Raw genomic sequence first — 17,534 nt, forward strand, 5'->3', positions numbered from 1 at the left:
ATTCAGCACAATCGAAAGATCATTGATTGACGATGTAGCGTTCCTACATGGATCCTCGCGCGCTGGAGACGCTCCGGACGGTCGGTTCGCAGGGTGGCGTGACGGCAGCGGCGGTGGTGCTGCACCTGACGCCGTCGGCGGTCTCGCAGCAGCTCGCCGTCCTGCAGCGCGAGGCAGGCGTCCCGCTCACCGAGCGCGTCGGGCGCGGGCTGCGACTGACGCCCGCCGGCGAGGCCCTCGCGGATGCCGCGCTCGACGTCGCCGTGGCCATGGAGCGCGCTCAGGCGGCCTGTGACGCGTTCCTGGAGCGTCCGGAGGGCGTCGTGCGGGTCTCGGCGTTCCAGAGCGGCGCAGAGCTCCTCCTGCCGGGTCTGCTGACACGCGTCTCTGCCGTCGACGGCATCACGCTCGAGTGCGCCGACGAGGACGTGGCGCAGGAGGACTTCGCAGCTCTGACCGACCGCATGGACATCGTCGTCGCGCACCGGCCCGAGGATGCGCCGGACTGGGCCGACGTCCGTGTGGTGCCGCTGCTGCGCGAGCCGCTCGACGTCGCGGTGCCGCTGGACCATCCGCTCGCAGCGCGTACCGCGGTCCGACCGGCCGACCTGGTCGACGAGTCGTGGATCTCCGTGCGGGTCGGCTTCCCGGTCGCGTCGCTCGTGACGGAGGTCGCCGGCCCGACGCCGCGGATCGTGCACCGGGTCAACGACTTCCACGTGACCGAGGCGCTGGTGGGCGCGGGGCACGGGATCTCGCTGCTGCCGCGGTACACGTTCGGCGGCAGCTCCCGGATGCGTCTCATCCCCTTGGAGGGTGTGCGCGCGGGGCGTCGGATCGACGCGTTGCTGCGGCGGGACCGTGCGGAACGGCTCGTCGTGCGACGCGTCCTGCACGAGCTCCAGACGCTTGCCGGCGCCATCGGCCGGGTCGCCTGACGCCCGGCGGTTCGTGCGAGGACCCGTCCGGGTGACCATGAGGGTGATGTCCGGGTTTGAGGGCTGGCGTCCGAATCTGGCGCCAGGTACGGTCCTGCCGTGACTCAGACAGCGGACGCCCCGACGCAGCAGATCCCCGCCGTCCGGGCCGCGGGCGTGTCCGGCGTCCAGCGACTCGAGGACCCTCGTGCGGGCGTGCCGCTGCACGTGCTGGAGGCGACCCGCGCGGGTCTGGTGGGCCTCGAGGACGCTCCTCGCCAGATCACTGGCGCGACGCCGCCGGTCCCGGTGCTCAGCCGCACGTTCGGACTGGCCTGACCGCTGCGGTCGGAGCGTCCCGACCGCTGCAGAAGGTCAGGGCACCAGGACCAGCTTGCCGTTGGCGTGGCCGCCGATCGACGCGGCGTGGGCCTTGGCGGCGTCCTCGAGCGAGTACGTCTGTGCGACCTGGACGTGCAGGCTGCCGTCGGAGGCGAGCTCGGCCAGCTGCGCCCGCGCGGCCTCGCGGACGAGCGTCCCCGGGTCCGCGCCCGGGCCCCCGCCGAGCGCCCGGATGCCCAGCTCGCCCGCCCGTCGGAACCCGGCGATCGTCGCGATGCGCTGGCGGTCGGCCACGACGGCGACCGAGGTGTCGAGCGCGTCGTCCGAGCCGACGGTGTCGATCGCGACCGTGATGGGCCCGGTGGTGCGCACGGCGTCGTGGAGTCGGTCGACGAGGCCGTCGCCGTAGGCCACCGGGAGCGCACCGAGGGCGCGCAGGTCGTCGTGGTGTCGGGGTGACGCGGTGGCGATGACCCGGGCGCCCCGCAGGACGGCCAGCTGGACGACCATCCGCCCCACACCCCCGGACCCGCCGTGGACCAGGACGACGTCACCGTCGTGCGTGCCGGTCGCGGACAGAGTGTGCACCGCGGTGGCGCCGGTCAGCAGCAGGCCGGACGCGGCGGCCCAGTCGAGGTTGGCGGGCCGGCGGACGGTCACCTGCTCGGAGGCGACGATCCGGTCGGCGTAGCCGCCGCTGACCCGCCACGCGATGACCTCGTCGCCGGGCGAGAGCCACCGCACCGACGGTCCGACCGCGGTCACGACGCCGGACACCTCGTACCCCAGCCGCATCGGCAGCCGCCCGGGGTCCGCCTTCGTCGTGCCCGAGTACTGCTTCCAGTCGGTCGGGTTGACCCCCGCCGCCCGGACGTCGATCAGGACCGTGCCCGGTCCCGGCTCTGGGACGTCCACATCGACCACGCGGAGTACGTCGGGTCCGCCGTACGCGGTCGCGACGACGGCTCGGCTGCTGAGTGCCACGGGCTCAGAGTGCACCCGTGTGCGGCCGTTGACCAGTGCATGGACCCTGTGGGCGTGCTTACGAGCCGAACAGCTTCGCGAGGTACGGGCTGCTGAACACGCCGTCGGGGTCGGCCTGCTGGCGGACGCGCTGGGCGTCGGCGAACCGGGGGTAGAGCTCCCCGAGGCGCTCGGCCTCGAGCCAGTGCATCTTGCCCCAGTGCGGACGCCCGCCGACGGCGGCGACGATCTGCTCGACGGCCCGGAAGTAGCGCGCGAACGGCATCCGGATGTACTGGTGCACGGCGATGTACGCGGTCTCGCGACCGTGCGCCGTGGACAGCCACAGGTCGTCGGCGGCCGCGAAGCGCACCTCGACCGGGAACGGCACGTGCTCACCGGACGACTCGATCCAGCGGTCGATCTCGGCGAGGACCGGGACGAGCTGGTCGCGGGGGACCGCGTACTCCATCTCGCGGAAGCGGACGCGTCTCGGCGAGACGAAGACCTCGGGCGCGGGCGCGACGAACCGGCGCGAGCTGAGCGCGCGAGCGGCCAGGCCGTTGATGCGGGCGGTCGTCCTGGGCGCGATCGTCGCGATGGTGTTCGTCGCGGCGAAGACGCCGTTGGACAGCAGCTCGTCGTCGATCCAGCCACGGATCCGGGGGAGCGGGCGCTCGACGTCGTCGGGTACCCGGTTGTTCCGCTTGGTCAGTGCGCGGCGCGTGTGCGGGAACCAGTAGAACTCGAAGTGGTCGTTGCCCTCGACCAGACCGTCAGGCCCGTCGAGCCCTTCGAGCACGCGGTCGAGGTCCCAGGGCTCCTCGACGGCCTCGAGCCGGAACGCCGGCACGACCTCGAGGGTCACGGCGGACAGCACGCCGACCGTGCCCAGGCCGAGGCGGGCCAGCTCGAACAGCTCCGGGTTGGTCTCGGGGCAGGTCTCGACGACGTCGCCCTTGGCGGTCACGATCTGGGCGCCCACGACCTGCGTGGCGAGCCCCCCGAGGCGCGCGCCGGTGCCGTGCGTGCCGGTCGAGATGGCACCGGCGATCGACTGCTTGTCGATGTCCCCGAGGTTCCGCATGCCGAGCCCAAGGTCCGCCAGCTGGGCGTTCAGCGCGCCGAGCCGGATGCCCGCACCGACCGTCACGTGCGTCGTGCCGTCCGACTGGGGGGCGACACGCTCGAACGCGTTCAGCCGATCGAGGTGCAGGTGGACGCCCTCGGACGCTGCCACGGGGGTGAATGAGTGTCCAGCGCCCACGGCACGGACCTGGAGCCCGTCGCTCGCCCCGGTTCGTACGATTTCGGAGAGTTCGTCCTGGTCAGCGGGATACGCCACTCGCTGCGGCGTGGCGGCGGCTGTGCGCGACCAGTTGCGCCACGGCGCGGAGGCGGACGGGTCTCCCATGGAATACAGACTCTTACTGGTCATCTGTCCAAGTCAAGTGCGTCTGGTCCTTGACTATCGTCACGAAGGACATTGAACTGTGCACTGGGGAAGGGTTGACCTCACGCATCCCGGTACCGACCGGCCGGTGGGGCCGCCCATCGAGGGAGGGGACCTTCGTGAATCGCTTGCCAGTCGCTGAAAGACGCGAGCAGCTGATCGAGGCGGCGCTCGCCGTCGCGAGCCGCGACGGCATCGACGCCGCCACCGTGCGTGCGGTCGCGGCCGAGGCCGGCGTCTCGCTGGGCGTCGTCCATTACTGCTTCCAGGACAAGGACGAGCTGCTGCGTGCGATGGCGCACGCCATCACGGCGGCCAACCTCGAGCGCAGCCTCGGCGAGCTGCCGGCCGGCGCGAGCGTCGAGCAGGTCATCGACGGCACGATCGACGCGCTCTGGGACGGCATCAGGGACTCCCGGGGAGCGCAGCTGCTCAGCTACGAGCTCACGACGTCCTCGCTGCGACACCCGGAGCTCAACCAGGTGGCCATCGAGCAGTACCGCGGCCAGTGGGCCGCCGCCGAGCAGGTCCTGCGCGGCATCGAGGTCGCCGCGGGCGTGTCGTTCACGATCCCGCTCGAGGTCCTCGCTCGCACGGTCGTCGCCGTCGTCGACGGCTACTCCCTGGCCTGGCTCGTCGACGGTGACGAGCAGCGGGCACGCGACGGCGTGCGCGGCTTCGGCACGTTCCTGCACCAGATGACCGTCCCCAGCCCGTCCGGCGCGCTCGACGACGTGCTGACCGACGGGGACGAGGCTCTGCCCGCGTGAACGACGCTCTCCCGTCTACGCCCGCACGTCGGGCGCGCGTAGCCGTCTCCCTCGGCTTCGCAGCACAAGGGTTCGTCTTCGCGATGATCCTGACGAGCCTCGACGTCTTCAAGCAGCGCTACGGCATCGACGACGGCACCATCACGCTCGTCATCCTCGGCGTGTGCATCATGGCCGGGGCCGGCACGGTCCTCGCGGACCGCATCGCCCGCACCGTCGGCGGCAGCAGGGTCGTCCTGCTGCGCGGCCTGGTGGTCGTCGCGACGGCGGTGGCCATCGTCGCCGTCTCCCCGTCCTTCCCCGTCCTCGCCCTCGGGTTCGCCGTGTTCGGCGTCGGCGTCGGCATGGTCGACTCGGGCACCAACATGCAGGCCGTGTCGATCCAGCGCGTCTACGGGCGGTCGCTGCTGACCGGGTTCTACGCCTCCTGGTCCGCTGGAGGCATCCTCGGCACCGTCATGGTCGCCGTCGCCACCGACCGCGTGCCCGTCGAGCCGGTGGGGTGGACGCTCCTCGTCGGGACGATCGTGGCGCTCGCGGCGTCGTTCACCGTGCGCCGCTCGGCCTGGCGTGAGCCCGCGGCGGACACGATCGTTCCCGTCTCGCTCGACGCCACGACGCTCGCGGTGGAGGACGAGGCGCCCGGGAAGCCGGTCATCCCCTGGGGCCCGCTCCTGATCCTCGGGCTCGGCATCGTCGCGTACTACGTCAACGACCAGGCGATCTCGACCTGGAGCCCGATCTTCATGCACGAGGTCCTGGGCGAGTCCGGCACGCTGACCAAGCTCGGCTACGCGGCCTACCTCGCGATGACGCTGGTCTCCCGGCTCGCGGGCGACCCGTGCGTCCGCCGCTGGGGCCGCGTCCGGGTGGTGCGGGTGGCGTCGCTCGTCGGTGCGGCGGGTCTCGTTCTCGTCCTCACCGCGGCGGGTCCTGGGCAGGCGGTCCTCGGATTCGCGGTCGCGGGGGCCGGCCTCGGCCTGATCGCGCCGCTGTGCTTCTCGTCGGCGGGTCTGCTCGCCCCCGGGCACGCCGACGCAGTCATCGCGCGGCTCAACGGGTTCAACTACCTCGGCGCGGTCCTCGGTGGCGTGTTCGTCGGGTTCATCGGCACGGCGTCCAGCCTGCGCTGGGGCTTCCTCGTCCCCGTCGTCCTCGTTCTCGCGGTCGCTGTGCTGGCGGGCCGGTTCGGCGTCGTCAAGCACGCGAAGTCCCCTCTCTCGGCAGGAGCCGGTGCATGACCACGACGATCGGTGCGCGACTGGACCAGGCGACCCAAGGCCTTCCCGCCCCCCTGGCGGTGGTGGACCTCGACGCCGTCGACGCGAACGCGACCGACCTGGTCAGGCGCGCGTCGGGCACCCCGATCCGCGTCGCCAGCAAGTCGGTGCGCGTGCGGGCGGTCCTGCAGCGCGTGCTGGCCCGCGACGGGTTCCACGGCGTCATGGCGTACTCGCTGCGGGAGGCGCTCTGGCTGGTCGCGCAGGGTGTCGACGACGTCCTGATGGGCTACCCGACGGTCGACACCGGCGCGCTGGAGAAGCTCGCGGCCGACCCCGCGGCGGCCGCCGCCGTCACGCTCATGGTCGACGACCTCGCTCAGGTCGACCTGGCCGCCCGCGCAGCCGAGGGCCGCGGCCTCACGATCCGCCTGTGCCTGGACGTCGACGCCTCGCTCAAGTTCCGGCTCGGTCCGCTCGCCGCCCACCTCGGCGTGCGCCGCTCGCCCGTGCACTCGGCGGCCGACGCCGGCGCGCTGGCCGCCGCGATCGCCGCCAGGCCGGGTGTCGACGTCGTCGGCGTCATGTTCTACGAGGCCCAGGTGGCAGGCCTGCCCGACTCCAGCAGTGCGATCCGGGCGGTCAAGCGCCTGTCGATCGCCGACCTGGCGACGCGCCGCGCCGCCGTCGTCGCGGCCGTGCAGGACGCGGTCGGTCATCCCCTCTCGATCGTGAACTCCGGCGGCTCCGGCTCCGTGGCGTCGAGCGCCGCCGACCCCACCGTCTCGGAGGTCACGGCCGGCTCGGGCCTGTTCGTGCCCACGCTGTTCGACGACTACCGCTCGTTCACGCCCCGGCCTGCCGCGTTCTTCGGGCTCGACGTGGTGCGGATCCCCGCAGCGGGCTTCGCGACCGTGTTCGGCGGCGGCTACATCGCCTCCGGACCGGCGACGAAGTCACGTCAGCCGCGTCCGGCCTGGCCCGGTGGGCTGTCCCTGACCAACCGTGAGGGCGCCGGCGAGGTGCAGACGCCGCTGCGCCTGTCGGGTGGCGCCGACCTGCGCGTCGGCGACCGCGTCTGGTTCCGGCACGCCAAGGCGGGCGAGGTCATGGAGCGCTTCGACTCGGTGCACCTGGTCCGCGGCACCACGATCGAGGCGACGGTCCCGACGTACCGCGGTGAGTCCCACAACTTCGGCTGACCCGGCACCCGCACCGGCGGGCGACGGCGTCCCGGCGTCCCGGCGCCGGGTGGCGTGCTGCGCCGGTAGCCTTGCCGGGTGACCCTGCGCCTCTTCGACTCCGCGACCCGGACGGTACGTGACTTCGTGCCGCTCGTTCCCGGCGAGGTCGGCGTGTACCTGTGCGGCGCCACGGTGCAGTCACCGCCGCACATCGGGCACCTGCGGTCGGGCGTCGCGTTCGACGTGCTGGTGCGCTGGCTGCGCCGGTCGGGCAGCAAGGTCACGCTGATCCGCAACGTCACGGACATCGACGACAAGATCCTGGCCAAGGCCGCCGACGCGGGCGAGCCGTGGTGGGCGTGGGCGATGCTCAACGAGCGCGCGTTCTCCGAGGCGTACGACGCGCTCGGCGTGCTGCCGCCCAGCTACGAGCCGCGGGCAACGGGCCACGTGCCCGCGATGATCGAGCTCATGACGCGGCTGGTCGAGAAGGGCCACGCCTACACGACGAGCCCGGGCGACGTGTGGTTCGACGTCCGCAGCTACGACGAGTACGGCGCGCTCACCAACCAGCGGGTCGAGGACATGATCCCGGCACCCGACGGCACGGTCGACGACGACGCGAAGCGGGACCCGCGCGACTTCGCGCTCTGGAAGGCCGCCAAGCCGGGGGAGCCCGAGACGGCGAGCTGGGACACCCCGTTCGGGCGCGGGAGGCCGGGCTGGCACCTGGAGTGCTCGGCGATGGCGCAGCGGTACCTCGGCGAGACGTTCGACATCCACGGGGGCGGCCTCGACCTGCGGTTCCCGCACCACGAGAACGAGCAGGCACAGTCGCGCGCCGCCGGGTACGGGTTCGCGCAGTACTGGCTGCACAACGGCTGGGTCACGCAGGGCGGCGCCAAGATGAGCAAGTCGCTCGGCAACGGCCTGCTGGTCACGGCGGTGCTGGCCAAGGAGCGCCCGTCCGTCCTGCGGTACGCGATGACCGCGGTGCAGTACCGGTCGATGCTCGAGTGGTCCGACGACACGCTGCGCGAGGCCGAGGCCACCTGGGACCGGCTCGCGGGATTCGTCGAGCGGGCCGTCGAGAAGGTCGGCGCCGCCGACGACCGCGAGGTCGCCACGGTCGAGCTGCCCGACGACTTCGTCGCGGCGATGGACGACGACCTCAACGTGCCCGCCGCGCTCGCGGTCGTGCACGAGCACCTGCGCACCGGGAACTCGGCGCTCGCGCGGGGCGACGCCGCCGAGGCCCGCGACTCGATGGTCGTGCTGCGCGCGATGCTCGACGTCCTCGGGCTCGACCCCGCGGGCGAGCACTGGCGAGCGACGACGGGCGACGAACGCTACGTCCGCGCGCTCGAGTCGGTCGTCGCCTCGGAGCTCGAGGCCCGTGCGCAGGCCCGCGCCGCGCGCGACTTCACCACGTCCGACGCGATCCGGGACCGCCTCGCGGCGGCCGGCGTCGTGGTCGAGGACTCGTCCAGCGGAGCGCGCTGGACTCTGGCGGCGCGATCGGAGGGCTGATCCGGAGCGCAGTGGAGGGTGTGGGTCGCGGAGCGGCACACGCCCGCAACGGAGCGTAGGAACAGCCCGACAAACAAGCACAGGAACAAGGGAAAGAACATATGGCTGGCAACTCCTCCCGCCGCGGGGCCACCCGCAAGGCAGGGTCCAAGAAGGTCGCGTCCGCGGGCACCGGCGGCAAGAACCGTCGCTCGCTCGAGGGTCGCGGCCCGACGCCCAAGGCCGAGGACCGCGAGTACCACCCCGCGCACAAGGCGAAGGTCGCAGCCGAGCGCCGCGCCGTCGCAGGTACTCGCGGGACGTCCGGCAGGCAGTCCGCGGGCGCGTCCCGCAGCGCTGCCGGCTCCAAGGGTGGCCGCAAGAGCTCGACCCACGAGATCGTGTCCGGCCGCAACAGCGTGGTCGAGGCGCTCCGTGCGGGCATCCCGGTGTCGACGGTGTACATCGCGTCGCGGCTCGAGGCGGACGACCGCACGCGCGAGATCATCGCGGCGGCGGGCAACTCGAACTACCCGCTGCTCGAGGTCAGCCGCAGCGAGCTGGACCGGCTCACCGACGGGTCGGTGCACCAGGGCGTCGCCATCCAGGTCCCGCCGTACGAGTACGCGGACGACGACGACCTGCTCGACGCGGCCGCGGAGTCGGACCGTGCGGCGCTGATCGTGGCGCTCGACGGCGTGACCGACCCCCGCAACCTCGGTGCGGTCCTGCGCAGCGCCGGCGCGTTCGGTGCGCACGGCGTCCTGGTGCCCGAGCGGCGTGCCGCCGGCGTCACGGCGTCCGCCTGGAAGGTCTCCGCAGGTGCGGCCGCCCGCGTGCCCGTCGCCCGCGTCACCAACCTGGTGCGCACCTTGCAGGGCCTCAAGCAGGCGGGCGTGTTCGTCGTCGGCCTCGACGGCGGCGGCGACACCACGATCACCGAGCTGCCCTACGCGACCGACCCGCTCGTGCTCGTCGTCGGCTCCGAGGGCAAGGGCCTGTCGCGGCTGGTGCGCGAGCAGTGCGACGCCATCGCGTCGATCCCGATCACGTCGTCGGTCGAGTCGCTCAACGCCGGCGTCGCCGCGGGCATCGCGCTCTACGAGGTTGCACGCCAGCGCGCGGTCTGACGTCTCCGGGCGCTCAGCCGAGCAGGATGTCGTCCGGGTCGTCGACCTCGGGGATCGCGCCGGTCTCGGGGATCTCTCCCGCCTGCACGCCGAGGATCGACTGCTCGTCGGGCCGGTTCGGCAGGATGTCCTTGAGGTAGCTCTTGACGGCCTTCTTCATCGACACGTCGTGGCCGGCCTGCTCGGACAGGAACCAGCGGTGGTCGAGCAGCTCGTGGTAGATCTGCGCGGGCTCGAGCTTGCCGCGCAGGTCGCGCGGGACCGCCCGGACGGCAGGCTCGAAGATCTCGGTGAGCCAGTCGTGCGCGACGAAGGACTCGTCCTCCCGCTGCCGGTCGGTCGCAGCGCGGTACTCGTCGAGGTCGTTGAGCATGCGTCGCGCCTGGTTCTCCTGGACGTCCAGGCCGGTGAGACGCATGAGGCGGCGGGAGTGGTGCCCGGCGTCGACGACCTTCGGCTGGATGACCACGCGCGTGCCGTCGACGTCGGTCGTGATGTCGAGCTCGCCCACGTCGAACCCGAGGTCGTTGAGCCGGTCGATGCGGGCCTGGACCCGCCACCGGTCGCCGTAGCCGAAGGTCTCGGGCTCTGTCAGGGCACGCCACAGCTCGGCGTACCGCTCGGCCAGGGCGTCACCGATGGCCACCGCGTCGACGTCCTCCTCGAGGAACTCACCGGCCTGCAGGTCCATGAGCTCGCCGATGATGTTCACGCGCGCGATCTCGAGGTCGTAGCCGCGCTGGCCGTCGGTGAGCCTGTCGTGCAGGTCGCCCGTCTCGGCGTCCACGAGGTACGCGGCGAACGTCTCCGCGTCTCGTCGGAAGAGCGTGTTGGACAGCGACACGTCGCCCCAGTAGAAGCCGACGAGGTGCAGCCGGACGAGCAGCACGGCCAGGGCGTCGATCAACCGCGTGGCGGTGTCGGGCTGCAGGACCTGGCTGAACAGCGCGCGGTACGGCAGCGAGAACGACAGGTGCTGGGTGATGAGCACCGCCTCGAGGCGCTCCCCGTTCGCGTCGGACCGGCCCGTGATGACGCCGACCGGCTCGACACCGGGGACGTCGAGGCGCCGCAGCTGCCGCAGCAGCTCGTACTCGCGGTACGCGACCGTCTCGCCGATCTCCTTGACCGCGATGACGCGCCCCGACATCTTGACGAACCGCACGATGTGGCGCGAGATGCCGCGGGGCAGGGCCGCGAGGGTCTCTTCCGGCCAGTCCTCCAACGGGATGTCCCAGGGAAGGTCCAGCAGCGCCGGGTCCGGCGAGGCCGCGGTGATCTGGAGCGCGTTCATGAGAGACATTCTCCCAGCCATTCCTCGGCCGTGCGCCAACGGCGAAGGGGCGGCCCTGGCAGGTGCCAGGACCGCCCCTCTGCGATCAGGAAGTTCAGACGGTAATGCGGTCGCCCGAGCCCGCGTGGAAGAGGTGCGTCTCGCCCTCGCGGACCTTGATGTAGATCGTCTCGCCCTTGGCGGGCACCTGGCGCGGGTCGACCCGCACGATGACCTGCGCGTCGCCCGCACCGGAGTGCACGTCGGCGGCGTGGCCGAACTCGTTCGTCAGCGAGCCGTAGACGAACGCGTCGGAGCCGAGCTCCTCGACGATGTTCACGACGACCGGGATGCCGTCGGCCGTGCTGGGCGGGACGACGTCGACGGACTCGGGACGGAAGCCGACCGTGACGTGGTTCTTGTCGTCCTCGGTGAACTGGCCGATGGCGTCGCGCGGGACGGCGACACGGGCACGGCCGAGGTTCGCGTTGCCGTCGAGCACCGGGAACGTGCCGATGTTCATGGCCGGGGAGCCGATGAAGCCGGCGACGAACACGTTGTTCGGGGTGTCGTACATGTCGCGCGGCGTGCCGACCTGCTGCAGGAGACCGTCCTTGAGCACCGCGATGCGGTCGCCCATGGTCAGGGCCTCGGTCTGGTCGTGCGTGACGTAGACGGTGGTGACACCGAGACGACGCTGCAGCGACGCGATCTGCGTGCGGGTCTGGACGCGGAGCTTGGCGTCGAGGTTCGACAGCGGCTCGTCCATGAGGAACACCTGGGGCGAACGCACGATCGCGCGGCCCATGGCGACGCGCTGACGCTGGCCACCGGAGAGGGCCTTCGGCTTGCGGTCGAGGTACTGCGAGAGGTCGAGGATCTTGGCAGCCTCCTCGACGCGCTGGCGGATCTCCGCCTTCGGGGTGCCGGCGATCTTGAGCGCGAAGCCCATGTTGTCGGCCACCGTCATGTGCGGGTACAGCGCGTAGTTCTGGAAGACCATCGCGATGTCGCGGTCCTTGGGCTGGACGTCCGTGACGTCGCGGTCGCCGATGAGGATGCGGCCGGCGTTGACGTCCTCGAGGCCCGCGAGCATGCGGAGCGAGGTGGACTTTCCACAGCCCGAGGGGCCGACGAGGACGAGGAACTCGCCGTCCTCGATGTGCAGGTCGAGCGCGTCGACTGCGGGGCGCTCTGTGCCCGGGTAGATCCGGGTGGCCTTGTCGAATGTGACCGTTGCCATGGCTGATCAATCCCTCCACCGGCAGGTACGTGCCGGACGATCCGTTGTGAAGAGTGTCAAAGGTGTCTTCGATGACACGGGCCGAACGCAGGGTTTGCATCGGCGGCCCGCGGTCATCTTGCCACACCGGACCGGAACCTCCTACCGGATCGTGACGTTGGTCACGCGCTCGGGTGACCCCGGAGCTCGGTTCACCCGAGTGCTACGACCGAACCGTCGCGGAACGTGAGCAGCAGCCGGCCGGCATTCTCGTGGGCGTTGTCGAGCTGGCCCACCTCGTCGCCGACGAGCGTCCCGACGGACGCCGACATGGCCGTCCGTCCGTCGGCCAGGTCCAGCGCGCGCAGCCGAAGATCGTCGGTCAGGACCACCACGTGCAGCGGGTCCGCACCCACGTAGGACGGCACGGCGTCGAGGCGCGCGGTCCAGCGTTCGTCCCCCGTGCGGGCGTCTCGGGCGACGACCGACGACGCGCCCGCGGTCACGACGGCCCCGTCCAGCACCAGGACGTCGCCCGGGCTCACGGTCGCGCGCCACAGCTCGTCGCCCGAGCCCGCGTCGTGCGCGACCAGCGTGGTCCCGGCCGGCCCGGTGCGGAGCAGGACGACACCACGCGCACTGCCGTCGTCGACCGCGAGGTCCGCCCGCACCCCGTCGACCGCCACCTGGTCACCGCCCTCGGTGATGAGAAGACCGGCAAGGGCGGAGACGATCTGGGACGGGGACCACACCAGGGTCTGCGAGCGCCCGAGCTGGGTCGTCCCGGCAGCCCCGAAGATCGCCCCGGGCCGGGACTCGCCGTCGGAAGACCAGAGCCACGCCTGGCCGTTCGCGCTCAGCAGGACGCGGTCGGTGTCGCTCGTCAGCGTTGCCTCCGAGTCGATCGGGGTGTCACCCGTGCGCACCGTGCCGGTGGCCCGTACCGGCGGCGTGCGGTCGTGCCACACCAGGTCGCCCGTGCTCGGGTCGGTGGCGCGGAGGTCCCAGTGCAGGTGCGTCTCGTCGTCCGCGATCGGCCGGGCCACGACGAGCCTCCCGGCGCTCACAGCCCAGAGCGTCCCCACGTCGAGGACCTGACGCTCGAGCACCGTGCCGTCGGTGGGGTCGAGCACGAGCAGCGGCGTCCCGGCGGGCCGGCCGACGCCGCCGAGGTCCGCTCCGCAGACGGCTCGCGGGCGCGGGGTGGTCGACGCCGACACACACCGCACCCAGACCGTCGGGAACGTGTCACGCGCGTCGGCGGGCAGGGCGTCGTCGACGGGGAACGGGGCGGTCCACCGGACTGCGCCGGTGTCCGGGTCGATCCCGCGCAGGTCGACGTCCCTCCGCTGGTAGTGGGTGCCGATCGTCCAACGCTCCGCGGTGTCGTCGGCGACGAGCGAGGAGGTCTCGGCGGGCGACCACCGCCACAGGGCCGCCACGTCGTTCGGCACCGGCTGCAGCACTCCGGGGATGTCTGCCAGGTAGGCGAGGCGGTCACGCTCGCGTGCGTCGAAGAGCGCCTGGGCGCCGAGCAGCGCGGTGACCGCGAGCACGGCGGCGACGACCAGCACGGGTGCGCGCCGGCGGATCCACGCCCGCGGGACGGCGACCGCGTCCGACGGCTCGCCGTCGTCGCCCTCGTCGATCGCGAGGATCTGCCGGTGACCGCCGGTCCGCGCGCTGTCGCTCATCGCGCGGCTGTCATCCCAGGACGGCGACCGCGCCGTCGGCCATCCACACGAACAGCCTCGGGTCCCGGCCGCTCGACTGGAACCCCTGGGCGATCTGTGTCGGCTCGCCTCCGGTCACGGCGTCCTTGAGGTCCACGGCCCACTCCCGGTGCCCGTCGGCGAGCGAGAGAGCCTCCAGGGAGATGCCCGTGCCCGGCACCAGCAGGTACCGCCCGTCGGTCGAGAGCTGCTGGGGCTGGTTGTCGAGCTTGGCCGTCCAGCGCTCCTCGCCCGTGCGGGCGTCCAGCGCGCTGATCTCGCTGAACGCCGCGACGTACACCACGCCGTCGAGCAGCAGGGCCGTCGTGACCGCGTCGGGACGGTGCCACAGGACCTCGCCGGTCGTGGAGTCGCGCCCGCTGACACCCAGGATCCCGTCCGGACCGGCGCCGATCGTCAGCACGGTGTCGGGCGCGGAGCCGTCGTCCACGGGAAGCCACGCGGCGGACTGGTTCATGGGCACCTCGCGACCGCTCGCGAGCAACAGCGTGGCGGAGGACCGGGTGTCGGAGGAGTACGAGCTCTTCACGTACGCCCCGGCGCGCGCACCCTGGACCCACGACCCGGGCTCGAGGGGGAGCGAGCGCACGAGCTCACCGTCCTCGTCGAGGATCCAGGCGTGGTTGTCGACGGCCAGCACGACCTGGTCCTCGAACGTCTGCATCGTGGCGCCGCCGGAGGCGTTCGCAGCAGCGGGCCCGTCCTCGCGGCCGAGCACGTCGACGCTCGGCGTCGTGTAGTCCCAGAGCGGGGCGTCCGACAGTGCGTCCGCCGCCGTCACCCTCCACCGGACCGCGCTCGCGTCGGCGCGGGCCGGACCGCCGTCGTCGTCGACCCGGGTCGCGAGGACGATCGCGTTCTCCGTGACCGTGACCCCCGAGGTCCCGGGGACGGACCGGGTGGACAGCACGTGGCCGTCCGTCGGGTCGAGCACCCAGATGGTCGAGTCGGGCAGACCGACGATGTTCTCGCCGTACTGCTGGGACATGCAGGCCGCGAGCGGCTGTCCGTCGTGCGGAATCCCGACGCAGCCGACCCACGTGCCGGGCACCTGGCCGTCCACCTGAGGGTTGGTCACCGGCAGGGCGACCGGTGTCGTCCATCGGGTCTCGCCCGTGTCCGGGTCCAGCGCGACGATCCGGACGTCGCCGCGCTCGTCGGCGGCGCCGCCGACCATCAGCCCGTCGACCATCGCACCGCCCTGCATGACCGTGGCGAGCTCGGGGGGAGCGCGCCAGATCACCCCGATGTCGGGACCCGCGGGGGGCACGACTCCCGGGATCTGCGCCAGTGCGGCGACCCTGCTCCGCTCGCGTGCGTCGAACACCGCCTGGGTCGTGAGGAGGCCGGCGGCGACGACCGCGGCAGTCGCCCCGAGCCACACCGCGTGCCGACGGACCCACGGATTCCCGGAGCGCCGCGCACCGCCGTACCGAGCGTCGTCCGGATCTCCGTCGCGCGCTGGGGTGACCCGCTCGTCGACCTCGACACTCTCGTCGATGAGCTCGACCTCGCGCATGTGGCCGGCCATGGGGCGGACGGTACGCCTCGGTCCTGTCAGCGGCCAGTGGTCGGGGCGCGGCGGGCTCCGGAAGACGCCCCCGCCTCAGAGGGCGTCGGTGAACCGGACGAGCGCGGCGACGAGAGCCTCGGCGGAGTCGACCCGGAAGCGCGCCACCGTCTCGCCGTCGCCGACCTTGATCGTCACGTCGTCGGCGCTCAGAGCCTCGAACGCGTGCTCGTCCGTCACGTCGTCGCCCGCGTAGAGGACGCAGGCGGTGCCGAGCTCGTCGCGCAGCGCGACAAGAGCCTCGCCCTTGCTCGCGCGCAGCACCGAGATCTCGACGACGTCCTTGCCGTGCAGCACGCCGGAACCGAGCTCGCCGCCGAGAAGGATCGCCTCGTCCTCGGCCGGCCGGGCGACGTCGTGCTCGGCGAGCCTGGTGTGCACGACGACGGCGGTCGGCTTGGTCTCGACCCAGACGCCGTCGCGACCACGCGCGATCCGCAGAGCGCGCGCCCCGAGCGTCGCGAGACGATCCGCCTGCTCGTCGGAGAGCTGCACGACGTCGCGGTCGAGCCCGAACGTCGTGACGCGCGCCCGCTCGGCGCCGTGGCTGCCGATCAGGAGCGTGCCCGCGGGAACCTCCGCGAGCGTGTGCAGGTCGTTCATGGACCGGCCGGAGACGAGCGCGAGCCACACCCCGTCCGTCGCGGCGAGCCGGGCCAGGACCTCGACGCCGGCGGGCAGGATCCGGGACGCCGACGGGTCGTCCTGCAGCGGGGCGAGCGTGCCGTCGAAGTCGAGCGCGACGAGCACGGGGCGACGCCCGACGTCGGCGGCCAGGGCAGCGAGGCCCTCGTCGAGCGTCACTCCCGTCATGAGGGTCCTCCGATGGGAACGGCGTTCAGGGCGGCCAGGAAGTCCTGCGACCACGCCACGACGTCGTGGCCCAGCACACGGCGGCGCAGGCTGCGCATCCGCTTGCGCGAGTCGCGCACGTCCATGTGCACCGCGTACCAGATGGCGTCCTTCATGCCGTCGATGTCGTGCGGGTTGACCAGCACGGCACCGCTCAGCTCGTCGGCCGCTCCCGTGAACTCCGAGAGCACCAGGGCGCCGCGGTCGTCGGACCGCGCGGCCACGTACTCCTTGGCGACGAGGTTCATGCCGTCGCGCAGAGCCGTGACCAGCATGACGTCGGCGGCCAGGTACAGCGCGGCCATCTCCTCCATCGGGAACGACTGGTGCAGGTACTGGACGGGTGCGTGGCCGACCTGCCCGTAGTCACCGTTGATGCGTCCGACCAGCAGCTCCACGTCGTCGCGCAGCTGCTGGTAGGCGCCCACGTTCTCCCGGCTCGGGCTGGCCACCTGCACGAGCGTCGTGCTCTGCGGCGACAGGCGCTCCTCCTGCAGGAGCTCGCCGTAGGCCTTGATCCGGTGCCGGATGCCCTTGGTGTAGTCGAGCCGGTCGACGCCCAGGAGCAGGAACTCCGGGTCACCCAGCTCACGCCGGATCTGCTTCGCGCGCTCGCGGACCTCGTCGGTCCGTGCGAGGTCGTCGAAGGCGTGCGAGTCGATCGAGATCGGGAACGCGGCCGCGCGCACGTGCCGGTCGACGCGGCCGTCGCCGTCGGTGAGCGTGATGACCTGGCCGCGCGTCGTCAGGTCGGTGAACCGGCGGACCACGCGCACGAAGTTGGCGGCGTCGCCGTTGCGCTGGAAGCCGACGAGGTCGGCGCCGAGCAGACCCTCGACGACCTGCTTGCGCCAGGGGAGCTGGGCGAAGATCTCGAGCGGGGGGAACGGGATGTGGTGGAAGTAGCCGATCCGCAGGTCGGGGCGCAGCTCGCGCAGCATGCGCGGCACGAGCTGGAGCTGGTAGTCGTGCACCCAGACCGTCGCGCCGTGCGCCGCCTGGTCGGCGGCGGCCTGCGCGAACCGGCGGTTGACCCGCTGGTAGGAGTCCCACCACGGCCTGTGGAACGCGGGTGGAGCGATGACGTCGTGGTAGAGCGGCCAGAGCGAGTCGTTGGAGAAGCCCTCGTAGAACTTCTCCAGGTCGTCCTCCGAGAGCGTCACCGGGATGAGCTCGGTGCCGTCGACGTCGAACGGGTCCAGCTCGAGGCCCGGTGCCCCGCCCCAGCCCACCCAGGCGCCGGCCGTGCTGGCCATCACCGGCGCGAGCGCCGTCACGAGTCCGCCCGGGGACCGCGTCCACGTCGGTTGGCCGTCCTCGCCGAGCGTCACGTCGACCGGGAGCCGGTTCGCGACCACGACGAAGTCGTAGCCGGGCACGTCGGAAGGCACCTGAT

The 17,534-nt window shown here is 72.2% G+C and carries 15 protein-coding genes; 7 read left to right on the top strand and 8 right to left on the bottom strand.

The features are described from left to right. Positions 1-47: 47 nt before the first annotated feature. Both AC1DPN_RS07705 and AC1DPN_RS07710 read left to right on the top strand, forming a co-directional pair. Positions 48-938, top strand: a complete 891-nt coding sequence (locus AC1DPN_RS07705; protein ID WP_477084146.1) for a LysR family transcriptional regulator — start codon at positions 48-50, stop codon at positions 936-938. Positions 939-1,037: 99 nt separating this feature from the next. Continuing rightward, positions 1,038-1,256 (top strand): hypothetical protein, encoded by a 219-nt coding sequence (locus tag AC1DPN_RS07710; protein ID WP_477084147.1) that lies wholly within the window; start codon positions 1,038-1,040, stop codon positions 1,254-1,256. Between the two features lie 36 nt (positions 1,257-1,292). Here AC1DPN_RS07710 and AC1DPN_RS07715 read toward each other — a convergent pair whose 3' ends face one another. Further along, positions 1,293-2,243, bottom strand: a complete 951-nt coding sequence (locus tag AC1DPN_RS07715) for an NADP-dependent oxidoreductase (RefSeq protein WP_477084148.1) — start codon at positions 2,241-2,243, stop codon at positions 1,293-1,295. A 58-nt stretch (positions 2,244-2,301) separates the two neighbouring features. Continuing rightward, a complete protein-coding gene (locus AC1DPN_RS07720; RefSeq protein WP_477084149.1) occupies positions 2,302-3,636 on the bottom strand; it encodes a D-arabinono-1,4-lactone oxidase in 1,335 nt (444 codons plus the stop codon). 158 nt (positions 3,637-3,794) lie between these two features. On the opposite strand from AC1DPN_RS07720, the gene AC1DPN_RS07725 reads away from it, so the two are divergent. From AC1DPN_RS07725 to rlmB, 5 genes are all read left to right on the top strand, one after another. Next, positions 3,795-4,445, top strand: coding sequence for a TetR/AcrR family transcriptional regulator (locus AC1DPN_RS07725; RefSeq protein WP_477084150.1), 651 nt, complete (start codon positions 3,795-3,797; stop codon positions 4,443-4,445). Then, on the top strand, positions 4,442-5,686 hold the full coding sequence (locus tag AC1DPN_RS07730) for an MFS transporter (RefSeq protein WP_477084151.1): 1,245 nt from the start codon (positions 4,442-4,444) through the stop codon (positions 5,684-5,686). The genes AC1DPN_RS07725 and AC1DPN_RS07730 overlap by 4 nt, the downstream gene beginning before the upstream one ends. After that, complete coding sequence (locus AC1DPN_RS07735; RefSeq protein ID WP_477084152.1) at positions 5,683-6,867, top strand: alanine racemase; 1,185 nt, start codon at positions 5,683-5,685, stop codon at positions 6,865-6,867. The genes AC1DPN_RS07730 and AC1DPN_RS07735 overlap by 4 nt, the downstream gene beginning before the upstream one ends. A gap of 78 nt (positions 6,868-6,945) precedes the next feature. After that, positions 6,946-8,379 (top strand): cysteine--tRNA ligase, encoded by a 1,434-nt coding sequence (cysS, locus tag AC1DPN_RS07740; protein ID WP_477084153.1) that lies wholly within the window; start codon positions 6,946-6,948, stop codon positions 8,377-8,379. A gap of 101 nt (positions 8,380-8,480) precedes the next feature. Continuing rightward, positions 8,481-9,488: a 23S rRNA (guanosine(2251)-2'-O)-methyltransferase RlmB gene (gene rlmB / locus AC1DPN_RS07745; protein WP_477084154.1), complete on the top strand. Its 1,008-nt coding sequence runs from the start codon at positions 8,481-8,483 to the stop codon at positions 9,486-9,488. Positions 9,489-9,501: 13 nt separating this feature from the next. Here the strand turns inward: rlmB and AC1DPN_RS07750 are convergent, their stop codons facing one another. The 6 genes from AC1DPN_RS07750 to AC1DPN_RS07775 all read right to left on the bottom strand — a co-directional run bounded on the left by AC1DPN_RS07750 (position 9,502) and on the right by AC1DPN_RS07775 (position 17,529). Next, positions 9,502-10,782 carry a DUF4032 domain-containing protein gene (locus tag AC1DPN_RS07750; protein ID WP_477084155.1) on the bottom strand — a complete coding sequence of 427 codons (1,281 nt, stop codon included), beginning with the start codon at positions 10,780-10,782 and terminating at the stop codon, positions 9,502-9,504. Positions 10,783-10,876: 94 nt separating this feature from the next. Then, positions 10,877-12,004 carry an ABC transporter ATP-binding protein gene (locus tag AC1DPN_RS07755; protein WP_477084156.1) on the bottom strand — a complete coding sequence of 376 codons (1,128 nt, stop codon included), beginning with the start codon at positions 12,002-12,004 and terminating at the stop codon, positions 10,877-10,879. Between the two features lie 191 nt (positions 12,005-12,195). Continuing rightward, entirely contained in the window at positions 12,196-13,677 is a 1,482-nt protein-coding gene (locus AC1DPN_RS07760; protein ID WP_477084157.1) for an outer membrane protein assembly factor BamB family protein, read from the bottom strand. Positions 13,678-13,687: 10 nt separating this feature from the next. Then, entirely contained in the window at positions 13,688-15,247 is a 1,560-nt protein-coding gene (locus AC1DPN_RS07765) for an outer membrane protein assembly factor BamB family protein (protein ID WP_477084158.1), read from the bottom strand. A 75-nt stretch (positions 15,248-15,322) separates the two neighbouring features. After that, positions 15,323-16,099 (bottom strand): trehalose-phosphatase, encoded by a 777-nt coding sequence (gene otsB, locus AC1DPN_RS07770; RefSeq protein ID WP_477084159.1) that lies wholly within the window; start codon positions 16,097-16,099, stop codon positions 15,323-15,325. Further along, entirely contained in the window at positions 16,096-17,529 is a 1,434-nt protein-coding gene (locus AC1DPN_RS07775; protein WP_477084160.1) for an alpha,alpha-trehalose-phosphate synthase (UDP-forming), read from the bottom strand. The genes otsB and AC1DPN_RS07775 overlap by 4 nt, the downstream gene beginning before the upstream one ends. Positions 17,530-17,534: the final 5 nt, after the last annotated feature.

This window comes from Cellulomonas sp. P4_H4, assembly GCF_056400865.1.